This is a genomic window from Anaeromyxobacter sp. PSR-1 (genome assembly GCF_000964525.1).
Lineage (GTDB): Bacteria > Myxococcota > Myxococcia > Myxococcales > Anaeromyxobacteraceae > Anaeromyxobacter.
On record NZ_BAZG01000168.1, the window covers coordinates 1 to 9,764 of the forward strand.

General features: G+C 76.2%; 12 protein-coding genes. 5 read left to right on the forward strand and 7 right to left on the reverse strand.

The window, feature by feature from the left end; translation table 11 throughout:
• Both PSR1_RS18540 and PSR1_RS18545 read right to left on the reverse strand, forming a co-directional pair.
• Positions 1–595: vitamin K epoxide reductase family protein (locus PSR1_RS18540; protein WP_272946371.1), on the reverse strand; the 595-nt coding region annotated here is incomplete at its 3' end.
• 56 nt (positions 596–651) lie between these two features.
• Entirely contained in the window at positions 652–1,803 is a 1,152-nt protein-coding gene (locus PSR1_RS18545) for a PAS domain-containing sensor histidine kinase (RefSeq protein ID WP_059438923.1), read from the reverse strand.
• 256 nt (positions 1,804–2,059) lie between these two features.
• Here PSR1_RS18545 and PSR1_RS18550 point away from each other — a divergent pair, with 256 nt between their 5' ends.
• The 4 genes from PSR1_RS18550 to rnk all read left to right on the forward strand — a co-directional run bounded on the left by PSR1_RS18550 (position 2,060) and on the right by rnk (position 5,725).
• Positions 2,060–3,088: an NAD(P)/FAD-dependent oxidoreductase gene (locus PSR1_RS18550; protein ID WP_059438924.1), complete on the forward strand. Its 1,029-nt coding sequence runs from the start codon at positions 2,060–2,062 to the stop codon at positions 3,086–3,088.
• Positions 3,085–3,831, forward strand: a complete 747-nt coding sequence (gene ribA, locus PSR1_RS18555) for a GTP cyclohydrolase II (RefSeq protein WP_059438925.1) — start codon at positions 3,085–3,087, stop codon at positions 3,829–3,831. The genes PSR1_RS18550 and ribA overlap by 4 nt, the downstream gene beginning before the upstream one ends.
• Positions 3,832–3,853: 22 nt before the next feature.
• Complete coding sequence (locus PSR1_RS18560) at positions 3,854–5,011, forward strand: sorbosone dehydrogenase family protein (protein ID WP_059438926.1); 1,158 nt, start codon at positions 3,854–3,856, stop codon at positions 5,009–5,011.
• A 300-nt stretch (positions 5,012–5,311) separates the two neighbouring features.
• Positions 5,312–5,725, forward strand: a complete 414-nt coding sequence (rnk, locus tag PSR1_RS18565) for a nucleoside diphosphate kinase regulator (RefSeq protein WP_059438927.1) — start codon at positions 5,312–5,314, stop codon at positions 5,723–5,725.
• A 16-nt stretch (positions 5,726–5,741) separates the two neighbouring features.
• Here the strand turns inward: rnk and PSR1_RS18570 are convergent, their stop codons facing one another.
• The 4 genes from PSR1_RS18570 to PSR1_RS18585 all read right to left on the reverse strand — a co-directional run bounded on the left by PSR1_RS18570 (position 5,742) and on the right by PSR1_RS18585 (position 8,851).
• Entirely contained in the window at positions 5,742–6,959 is a 1,218-nt protein-coding gene (locus PSR1_RS18570; RefSeq protein WP_059438928.1) for a cation:proton antiporter, read from the reverse strand.
• A 52-nt stretch (positions 6,960–7,011) separates the two neighbouring features.
• Positions 7,012–7,359, reverse strand: a complete 348-nt coding sequence (locus PSR1_RS18575) for a hypothetical protein (protein WP_059438929.1) — start codon at positions 7,357–7,359, stop codon at positions 7,012–7,014.
• Between the two features lie 62 nt (positions 7,360–7,421).
• Positions 7,422–7,928 (reverse strand): hypothetical protein, encoded by a 507-nt coding sequence (locus PSR1_RS18580; protein ID WP_059438930.1) that lies wholly within the window; start codon positions 7,926–7,928, stop codon positions 7,422–7,424.
• Entirely contained in the window at positions 7,925–8,851 is a 927-nt protein-coding gene (locus tag PSR1_RS18585) for a TerC family protein (RefSeq protein WP_237758139.1), read from the reverse strand. Before PSR1_RS18585 ends, PSR1_RS18580 begins: the two co-directional genes overlap by 4 nt.
• A gap of 227 nt (positions 8,852–9,078) precedes the next feature.
• Here PSR1_RS18585 and PSR1_RS18590 point away from each other — a divergent pair, with 227 nt between their 5' ends.
• Entirely contained in the window at positions 9,079–9,441 is a 363-nt protein-coding gene (locus PSR1_RS18590; protein WP_059438932.1) for a hypothetical protein, read from the forward strand.
• Here PSR1_RS18590 and PSR1_RS18595 read toward each other — a convergent pair.
• A partial coding sequence (locus tag PSR1_RS18595) for a TolC family protein (protein WP_160309037.1) occupies positions 9,438–9,764 on the reverse strand: 327 nt, incomplete at its 5' end. The two genes, PSR1_RS18590 and PSR1_RS18595, sit on opposite strands and share 4 nt — an antisense overlap.

The following is a 9,764-nucleotide window of genomic DNA, read 5'->3' on the forward strand; positions in this document are numbered from 1 at the left end:
CGGCGAGGAGCACGAGCGCGGCGGTGGCGGACGCGAGCGGGCGCGCGCGCAGCGCGGCCACGTCCGCCCGGATCGCGGCGGAGGGGCCGCCGGCGCGCCGCGCCAGCGCGAACGCGCAGCCGGCGAGCGCGAACGAGACCAGCCACGAGCCCGCGCACACGATGCAGAGCGAGCCGATCACCAGCTCGGAGATGGCCGCCAGGAACACCGCCCCCGCCGCCATGAAGGCCGACGCGGCGAGCAGGAGCCCGGCCGGCCAGCCCGCCTCTGCGCGCGGCCGGCGCAGCGCCGAGACGGCGAGCGCGGCGATGACGAGGTACGCCAGGAGGCCCCAGGCCGCGAGGGGCACCCCGAGCAGCGACGACCAGGCGCTCAGGGCCACCTTGTCGCAGTTCACCCGCTCGGAGATGGCGCAGAAGCTGGAGGCGCCGCCGGCGTGGGCGCGGCCGTGCAGGAGGGTCAGCTCGGCGGCGAGGCCGGCGCCGGCCAGCGCCAGCACGAGGATGGCGAGCTCGAGCGCGCGCGAGCGGGCGGGGGTCCCCCCGCGATCGGGCGGCTTGCCCCTGGAGGTGTCGGGTACGTGGGGTGCGGGCACGGGGGGATGGTAACCGGAAGTCGCCCGGCCGTCCTGCCTACCGGCGTGCCCCACCGTCAGGCGGGGGACTCGAGCGGAAGCCGCAGCGAGAACCGGGCGCCCTTGCCCGCGGCGCTCTCGACCGCGATCTCGCCGCCGTGCGCGTTCAGGATCTGCCGCGCCGTCCACAGGCCGACACCGAGCCCCGGGTAGTGCGCCACCGGCGCGGCGCGCTCGAACCGCTCGAACACGCGCGACTGGTCCTCGACGGCGATGCCCGGCCCCCGGTCCTCGATGACCACCACCGCCCGGCCGTCGTCGCGGCTGGCCGTGATCTCGATCGGCGAGCGCCCGCCGTACTTCACCGCGTTCCCGAGCACCGCCGCGATCGCGTCGCCCACCCGGCGGCGGTCCCACCGGCCGGGGATCGGCCCGGGCGCGTGCACGCTCAGCGCCGCCCCCTTGCGCCGGACGTCCGGCTCGAACCGGGCCGCGACCTCCTGCACCAGCTCGGAGAGGTCGAACGGGGCCGGCTCGAGCTGCAGCGCGCCGCGCGACATCTCGGCGAGGTCGAGCAGCCCGCTGACCAGGTCGCCCAGCCGCGCGACGTGGCGCTGAAGCTGCTCGAGCCGCTCCACCTGCTGGACCGTGACCGGCTGCCCCTCGTGCGTCTGGCGGGCGAGCGACTGCGTCACGAGCTGCACGCAGGTGAGCGGGGTGCGCAGCTCGTGGGACGCGACCGCCAGGAAGTCGTCGCGCGAGCGCACCGCCTCGCGCGCCTCGGCGAGGTTGCGCCGCGCCTCCTCCCCGCGCCGGCGCTCGGTGAGGTCGCGGGTGATCTTCGCGAAGCCGCGGAGCGCGCCGTCCGGGCCGCGCAGCGCGGTGACCACCACGCTCGCGAAGAAGCGCGTGCCGTCGCGCCGCACCCGCCAGCCCTCGTCCTCGCTCGAGCCCTGCTCGGCGGCCTCGCGCAGCTCCGCCTCGGGCTTGCCGCGGCGCACGTCCTCGGGCGTGAAGAACACCGCGAAGTGCCGCCCCACGATCTCGCGCGCCGGGTACCCCTTGATCCGCTCCGCGCCCGGGTTCCAGGTGAGGACGTGGCCCGCCGGATCCAGCATGAAGATCGCGTACTCCTTCACGCTGTCGACGAGGAGGCGGAGGAGCTGCTCCTGCTCCAGCAGGTGCCCCGGGCCGCCCGGGGTCGGGCGATGGTCGTTGGGGTCGCTCATCGTTCGAAGCACGAGGTGCGGCGCCGTCACGCGCGAGCGCTCACGCGCACCCGGCGGGGGGAATCTTGCCTCGATCCGCGGCTCGCGCCGCGGGAGATGGACGCCCGCCCCAACAGGTCCCGCTGCGCGAGAGGCCCCGCGACGTGCGGGCGCCCGGCCGGTTCGCGCGCGGCGGCGCCGCACGACCCGCCCGGCGAAACGCCGCGCCCGATCCGTGGTGCGAACGGCGGCCCGCGCGCGGTCTACACTCCCACCCATGGCGGGGACCGAGGGATCGCCGGTGGTGATCGTCGGGGCCGGCGTGGCCGGGCTCTCCTGCGCGAGGGCGCTCGCGGAGGGCGGCCGGCGCGCGCTGGTGCTGGACCGGGCGCGCGGCGTGGGCGGCCGCTGCGCCACGCGCGCGCTGGAGGGCCAGCCGGTGGACTACGGCCCGGTGTTCCTGCACGGGCGCGACCCCGCGTTCCTGGCCGCGCTCGACGCGGTGCCCGCGACGCGGCTCGACTGGCCGGCCGACGTGCACGGCAGCGGCGCGCCGTGCCAGCCCGAGGCGTTCTCTCCGGGTGAAGTGCGCCGCGCCTTCGCGGAGGGCGTGAACGCGTTCCCGCGCCACCTGGCGGAGGGGCTCGAGCTGCGGCTGCAGCGCAAGGTGGTCGGCCTCGTGCCCGGCGACGGCACCGTGGCGCTCCGGCTCGACGACGGCTCGTTCCTCGAGACCGAGGTCGCGGTGCTGGCGCTCGCCGCCGAGCAGGCGGACGAGCTGCTCGCCACGGTGCTGCCGGCCCCGCCCGCCGTGGCCGCCGCCCGGGCGCTGCTCGCGACGGCGTCCAGCCACTGCGCGCTCGCGCTGCTGGCCGCGTACGGGCCCGGCGCGCCGCGCCCGCCGTGGCACGTGAGCTACCCGGAGACCTCGCGCGTCGTCCAGGTCGTCTCGCACGAGTCGAGCAAGCGCCCGGGCTCGCCGCTGCTCGTGCTCGCGCTCCAGGCCCACCCGGCCTGGTCGCGCCTCCACCTCGAGGATCCGGACTGGCCGCGCCACGTGCTCGACGAGGCCGCGCGCCTCCTCGGCGCGTGGGCCGCGGACCCGCGCACCGCGCACCCGCACCGCTGGCGCTGGGCCCGCACCGATCTCGCCGCGGAGCTGGCGCGCCCGCTGCTGCTGGCGCTGCCCGGCGGCGCGCGGCTGGGCGTGGCGGGCGATCGCTTCGCGCCGGGCGGCGGGGTCGAGGCGGCGTGGCGCTCGGGCCGCGCGCTGGCGGGGCGGATCCTCGCGGGGGAGGGGGCATGACCGGGGGCGGCGACGCGCTGGCGCAGCTCGTGCTGCGCGATCGGGACCACGAGTGCGAGGGCTTCGGGCCGGGCCGCGTGTGCGTGCGCGTGGTGGCGGTGGCCCGGCTGCCGACGCGCGCGGGCCCGTTCCGGATCGTGGCGTTCTGGAACAACCGCGACGCGAAGGAGCACGTGGCGCTGGTGCACGGCGACGTGGTGGGCGGATCGGACGTCCCGGTGCGCCTCCACTCCGAGTGCCTGACCGGCGACGTGATGGGCTCGCTCCGCTGCGACTGCCGCGACCAGCTCACCGAGGGGCTCGCCGCCATCCAGCGCGAGGGGCGCGGGGTGCTGCTGTACCTGCGCCAGGAGGGGCGCGGGATCGGGCTCATCAACAAGATCCGCGCGTACGCGCTCCAGGAGCAGGGGCTCGACACGGTGGAGGCGAACCTCGCGCTCGGCTTCCGCGACGACGAGCGCGACTACGCGGTGGCCGCCCACATGATCCACGGCCTCGAGCTCCGCTCCATCCGGCTCATCACCAACAACCCGGAGAAGCTCCGGCAGCTCACCGCCTACCGGGTCGAGGTGAGCGGGCGCATCCCGCACGTCATCCCGCCGGGCGAGCACAACCGCTTCTACCTGGAGACCAAGGCGCGGCGGTCCGGGCACCTCATCGACGTCGACGCGCTCGCCCCGCGCTCCGAGCAGGCCGACCCGGTGGTGGTCGCGCCGGCTCCGCAGGACCCCGGCGCGGAGTGACGCGCGCCCGTAGATCCCCGGGATGCGCACCGTCCTCGCGGCCCTCGCCCCGCTCGCGCTCCTGCTCGCCTGCGGCGCCGCCCCCGCCCGCACGGCGGCGCCCGGCTGCACGATGGTGGAGCAGGGCTTCGGGGCGGCGGGCGCGGTGCCGATCCGCGTCGAGCGGGTGGCGAGCGGGCTGGAGGTGCCGTGGGGGCTGGCCTTCCTCCCCGGCGGCGACGTGCTGGTGACCGAGCGCCCGGGGCGCGTGCGGCTGATCCGCGGCGGGCGCCTCGAGCCGCAGCCGGTGGCCACGGTGGAGATCGCGCCGGGCGGGGAGGGTGGGCTGCTCGGGATCGCGGCCGATCCGCGCTTCGCCGAGAACCGGCGCTTCTACCTGTACGCGACGGTGGAGGCGAGCGGGGCGCCGGCGAACCAGGTCACGCGCTGGAGGTTCTCGGCCGACGGCCGCGCCGCGACGCGAGAGAAGGTGCTGCTCGACGGCATCCCCGCCGCCCGCTACCACGACGGCGGGCGCATCCGGTTCGGCCCCGACGGCATGCTCTACGTCGGCACCGGCGACGGCGGCCACCCCGACCGCGCCCGCGACGCGGCGAGCCCGAGCGGAAAGCTGCTGCGCATCACCCCCGACGGCGCGCCCGCGCCGGGGAATCCGCGGCCGGACAGCGCGGTGCTCCTCTCCGGCCTCCGCAACCTGGAGGCGTTCGACTGGCTCGACGCACGCACGCTGATCCTGGCGGACCACGGGCCGAGCGGGGAGCGCTCCCGCACCGGCCAGGACGAGGTGACGGTGGCGCGCGCCGGCGACGACCTGGGCTGGCCGGCGGTGTCCGGCTGCGACGCCGAGTCGGGGACGGTCGCGCCGATCCTCTCGTTCCGCGCGGCCGCGCCGCCGGGCGGCGGGAGCGTGTACCGCGGGTCGGCGGTGCCGCAGTGGAAGGGCAGCTTCCTGTTCGGGACGCTCCGGTCGCGCCACCTGCACCGGGTGGTGCTGGACGGCCGCGGCGGGCTGCGCGCCCACGAGGTCTACCTCGTGGGCGATCCGCCGGCGGGGCTGGGGCGCATCCGCGAGGTGGTCGAGGGGCCCGACGGCGCGCTCTGGCTCACCACCAGCAACTGCGACGGCCGCGGCACCTGCCCGGCGGAGCGGGACGTGGTGGTCCGGCTGGTGGGCGGTTGATCTTCTCGGCGCGCGCGGCTACATCAGAGGGACCGTGCACGCGCCCGTCCATACCTCCCGGCGCCCCTGCCTCGCCCCGCCCCGGCGGATCGCGAGCGGGCGCCCGTGCGCCCACGGCACGGCCTTCCTCGGCCAGGGCGCCTCGATCCCCTCGCGCTAGAGCGCAGGACCGAGGCGCGCCCCACCCGCACCACCGCATCGCAGCACCGCCCGTACGCCGCGCCGCCGCTCGAGGCCGCGCGCGGGCATTCACCGCTGGACACACCCGGGCCAGGCCCGGCCCGAGCGACTGGAGGATCCATGAGCCGCGACCGCATCTACGTCAGCGAGACCGATCACGAGCGCCTGCGCGCCCTGGTGGAGCAGCACCAGGAGGGCCGCGACGCCGCCGCGGCGGAGCGGCTCGACGCCGAGCTCGACCGCGCCGTGCGCGTGCCGGACGGCCAGGTGCCGGCCGACGTCGTCACCATGAACTCGCGCGTCGTCTACGAGGACGGCGCGACCGGCAAGCTGCGGGAGGTCACGCTCGTCTACCCGACCGCGGCCGACCTACGGGAGGGCCGGCTGTCGGTGCTGGCGCCCATCGGCGCGGCGCTGCTCGGGCTGTCCACCGGCCAGTCCATCTCCTGGACGCTGCCGGACGGGCGCGAGGTCGAGCTCCGCGTGCGCTCGGTGCAGCCTCCGGCCGCGGCGGCGGCGAGCGCGGCGGTGTGAGCCGCGCCGCGGCCGCTCAGCCCGGCTGGCCCGGCCCGGCCGCGGGCGGCGCGGCGGCCAGCGCCGCCTGGGGCTCGGGCTCGGTCACCGTCACGTCGAGGTGGACCTCCTCGAAGCTCGCGGTCGCGCCCAGCGTCAGCGCCGGGATCATCGTGTTCAGGAGCGCGTACGGGATGATCCCGCCCACCAGCCAGGGCGGGACGCCCTCGAAGCGCTCGATCACGATCTCGGCCAGCACCAGCGAGAACACCAGCGTGGGCAGCAGCGCGGTCGCGACGCGCCGCGCCTGGCCCAGGCGCTCGCGGAGCGCGAGCTTGCGGTGCACCGCCACCAGGCCCACCCGCAGCGGGATCATGGCCGCGAGGTAGACCAGGCCGGCCGCGAGCGAGGAGAGGGTGAGCAGCTCCGGGTGCAGGTGCGCGCCGGCGCTGAAGAAGTAGAACGGCGCGAAGAACGACGCGAACACCTCCACCGCGTGCAGCAGGCGGTCGGAGGAGAACGCCGGCAGCCGCTCGCGGAAGCGGCGCGCCGCCACGCCCACCAGGAACGCGCCCACCAGGTAGTACACGCCCAGCTTCCGGGTGGCGAACGCCGCCATCACCGCGAGCATCACCAGGAACGCGAACTCGGACCGCGGCGCCCACGGCGCGATCGCCACCGCGAACGCGCGCATCACCAGCGGGATGAGCACCACCACCGCGAGCAGCGCGGCGGTGGCGCCGGCGAAGCGCGCCGCCGAGGTGGACTGGAGCACCGCGAACAGCACCGCCAGGGCGAGCAGCTCGGTGGCGACCGCCTTGGTGCGCGTCCAGAAGCGCTGGTCGGCGTCGAGGCCGAACGACTGCAGCGAGTCGAGGATGAAGCCGGTGGAGGGGGTCACCAGCGCGAGCGCCACCAGCGTGGCGGGGCGCCAGTCCACCCCGGTGGCGGCGGCGATGGCCCACGCCACGCCCGCGAGCAGGAGCGCCTGGATGACGAGGTGCTGCGCGACGAGCGCGGCGCCGCGGCGGAGGTCCTTCGCGTCCACGTCCAGGCCGGCGAACAGGAACAGGCCGGTGATGCCCAGCGTGGCGAGCAGCGCCAGCGTGGGGTCGCCGGTGAAGAGGCCGGCGCGGGCGGCCGCCAGCCCGAGCAGGAGGCTGGTGATGGCGCCGGGGATGCGGAAGCGCTGCAGCGCCTTGGGGATGACGAAGAGCGCGAACAGCAGGGCGATGTAGGCGAGCTCGGAGGACATCGGGAACGCACCATCGCAGCAGGCCGCCCCGCGGGCAACCCGCGATCGCCCGCTACCCGGCGTGCTCGGTGAGGAGCGCGTCCAGGCGCTGCACGAACTGGCCGCGCGAGATCACCTCGTCCACGCCGGCCGCGCGGGCGGCGCCGGCCAGCTCGACCTCCACGTGGCCGAGGAAGCCGATGATCCGCACCGGCAGGCCGGCCTGGCGGGCGGCGCGCACCTCGTCGAGCACGCCGGGCTCGGAGAGGTCGGCGATGACCGTGCCCTGGCCCAGCTCGCGGGCGGCGTCGGACAGCCGGGCGCCGCGCGGGGCGAAGCGGACGGGGACGCCGAGCCGCTCGGCGGCGGCGTGGATCTTGGAGCGGAAGACGAGGTCGCGGACGGAGACGAGGAGGGGCATGGCTCGGATGTACCGGCGCGGGCGCGGCGGCGCCGCGCCGGGCCGGGTGCTGGGCGCCGGGGCTAGCGAGGCTTCGGGATCCCGGCCTCGATGCGCGCGGCCTCCTGCGGCGCGAGCAGCCGGGCCAGCTCCAGCTCCAGGTCCACGTCGCGGTGGGGCTTCCCGTGGCCGTGCTCGGTCTGGTCCTCCACCAGGCGGGTCAGCCGGACCTGCACGCCGCCCTCGCCCGGCGAGGCCTCGGCGTGCACGCGGGTCTGGTCCTTCCGCCAGCCGGTGTCGAGCTTGCGCCGTCCGGCCTTGTCGATCTCGGTGGGGCGGGCGGGCGTGAACAGGTTCACCACCAGGCCCTGGATCCCCTCGCGCGGATCCTCCTCGTCGGCGAGCGGGAACTCCTTCTGCATGAGCAGCCGGCGCACGTCGCCCCAGATCTCCTCCGCCGGCTGCGGGTACCGGAGCTTGTCGAGCTCGGCCTCCAGGTACCGGGTGCGCGCGCGCTGGGCGGCGACGGAGGCGCAGCCGGAGAGCGTGAGCGCGAGCGCGGCGGCGGCGATCCAGGGCGTGCGGGTCATCGGCTCTCCTCGGGTCGGGACGGCCCGAGGACTCTACCCGATGCCGGGGCGGCGCGGTGGACGCGCGCGCGGTCGCGCCAGGCGCCGAACAGGACGGGGGCGACGAGCAGCGCGGCGACGATGGCGAGCGACAGCGCGGGCGGGACCTTCACCCAGTCCATCGCCAGCATCTTCAGGCCCACGTACACCAGCACCGCGGAGAGGCCGGTCTTCAGCCCCGAGAAGCGCTCCACCATGCCGGCCAGCAGGAAGAACATCGAGCGCAGGCCCAGGATGGCGAAGATGTTCGAGGTGAAGACGATGAAGGGGTCGAGCGTCACCGCGAAGATCGCGGGGATGGAGTCCACCGCGAAGATGACGTCGGAGATCTCGACCAGCACCAGCGCGAGCAGGAGGGGGGTGGCGACCCGGCGGCCGTTCTCGACCGTGAGGAAGTGCGGGCCGTGCAGGGCGTGCGTGGAGGGGATGACCCGCCGCACCAGGCGCATGAGCCGGCCGCCGGTGGGGTCCGGCGCCTCGTTGCGGCCGAGGAACAGCTTCACGCCGGTCGCGACCAGCAGCGCGCCGAACACGTAGATGGTCCAGTGGAAGCGGGCCAGCAGCGCGGTGCCGGCGAAGATCATCCCGGCGCGCAGGACGAGCGCGGACAGGATGCCCCAGAACAGCACCCGGTGCTGGTAGAGCGGGGGCACGCCCAGCGCCGAGAAGATGATCACGAAGACGAAGATGTTGTCGACCGCGAGCGACTTCTCGATGAGGTAGCCGGTGAGGAACTCGAGGCCGCGGTCGGCCCCGAACTTCCACCACACCAGCGCGTTGAACGCGAGCGCCAGCGTCACCCACACCACGCTCCAGCCCAGCGCCTCGCGCACGCGGATGACGTGCGCCTTCCGGTGGAACACGCCCAGGTCGAGCGCCAGCATCAGCGCGACGAAGGCGAGGAAGCCGATCCACAGGGTGGGGGAGCCGATCGATTCGACCAAGACGTGCCTCCGGGAGAGTTCCCGGCGGATCTAGGGGCTCGGTCGTGGATTAGACCATGACAAAATGACGAGCCGGCACATTCAGAAAACCTGCGTGCGGCGACCGGCGCGCGGGCCGCCGGGGGTCCGGGCGCGCCGGGGCGGGCGCGATGCGCTATGAGGGGAGCATGACCGCGCTCCGCCGTGCCGTCCGCTGGTGCCTCCCCGCCCTCGCGCTCGCCGCCGCGCCGGCCGCGCGCGCGCAGGGCGAGCCGGCCGCCGACGCGCCGTTCCCCCTCACGCTGAAGGTGGGCGAGGTGAAGCCCCTCTGCCCGACGGGCACCGTGCAGTGCCCGCCGCGCGCGATCCTCTGCGACGATCCGAAGGTGGCGGTGGGCGCGGACTCGCCGGAGGGCGGCGCGCTGCGCGGCGTCGGCCCGGGCACCACGACCTGCTCGGCCGCGGGCGGCTCGCCGCTCGGCGCGCGCCGCGTCTACCGGGTGACGGTGGTCGCCCCCGGCGACGCGGCGCAGGGCGCCGGCGGCCGCTAGCCCTGCTGCGGCGCGGCCGGGGCCGGGGCCGGGGCGGCGGGCGCGGGCGTCGCGGGGGATTCCGGCGCCGCCGGGGCGGGGGTGCTCGCCGCCGCGGCCGCACCCCGCTCCAGCCAGCCGCCGCCCAGCGCGCGGTACAGGCCGATGGAGTTCTGGAAGCGGGCCAGCCGCGTCTGGATGAGCTGCTGCTGCGCGCCGTACAGGTCGCGCTGCGCGGTGAGCACGTTCAGGTAGCTGTCCACGCCCTTGCGGTAGCGCAGCTCCGAGATGTCGTAGCGCCGCTGCTCCGCCTCGACGCGGCGGGTCTGCGCCTCGAGCTGCTC

Excerpts from the sequence above, each read along its gene's own strand:
- PSR1_RS18590 (WP_059438932.1), top strand. The coding sequence starts at position 9,079 with ATGACCGCGCTCCGCCGTGCCGTCCGCTGGTGCCTCCCCGCCCTCGCG.
- PSR1_RS18570 (WP_059438928.1), bottom strand. The coding sequence starts at position 6,959 with ATGTCCTCCGAGCTCGCCTACATCGCCCTGCTGTTCGCGCTCTTCGTC.
- PSR1_RS18550 (WP_059438924.1), top strand. The coding sequence starts at position 2,060 with ATGGCGGGGACCGAGGGATCGCCGGTGGTGATCGTCGGGGCCGGCGTG.
- PSR1_RS18575 (WP_059438929.1), bottom strand. The coding sequence starts at position 7,359 with ATGCCCCTCCTCGTCTCCGTCCGCGACCTCGTCTTCCGCTCCAAGATC.
- PSR1_RS18580 (WP_059438930.1), bottom strand. The coding sequence starts at position 7,928 with ATGACCCGCACGCCCTGGATCGCCGCCGCCGCGCTCGCGCTCACGCTC.
- PSR1_RS18545 (WP_059438923.1), bottom strand. The coding sequence starts at position 1,803 with ATGAGCGACCCCAACGACCATCGCCCGACCCCGGGCGGCCCGGGGCAC.
- PSR1_RS18560 (WP_059438926.1), top strand. The coding sequence starts at position 3,854 with ATGCGCACCGTCCTCGCGGCCCTCGCCCCGCTCGCGCTCCTGCTCGCC.
- rnk (WP_059438927.1), top strand. The coding sequence starts at position 5,312 with ATGAGCCGCGACCGCATCTACGTCAGCGAGACCGATCACGAGCGCCTG.
- ribA (WP_059438925.1), top strand. The coding sequence starts at position 3,085 with ATGACCGGGGGCGGCGACGCGCTGGCGCAGCTCGTGCTGCGCGATCGG.
- PSR1_RS18585 (WP_237758139.1), bottom strand. The coding sequence starts at position 8,851 with ATGCTGGCGCTCGACCTGGGCGTGTTCCACCGGAAGGCGCACGTCATC.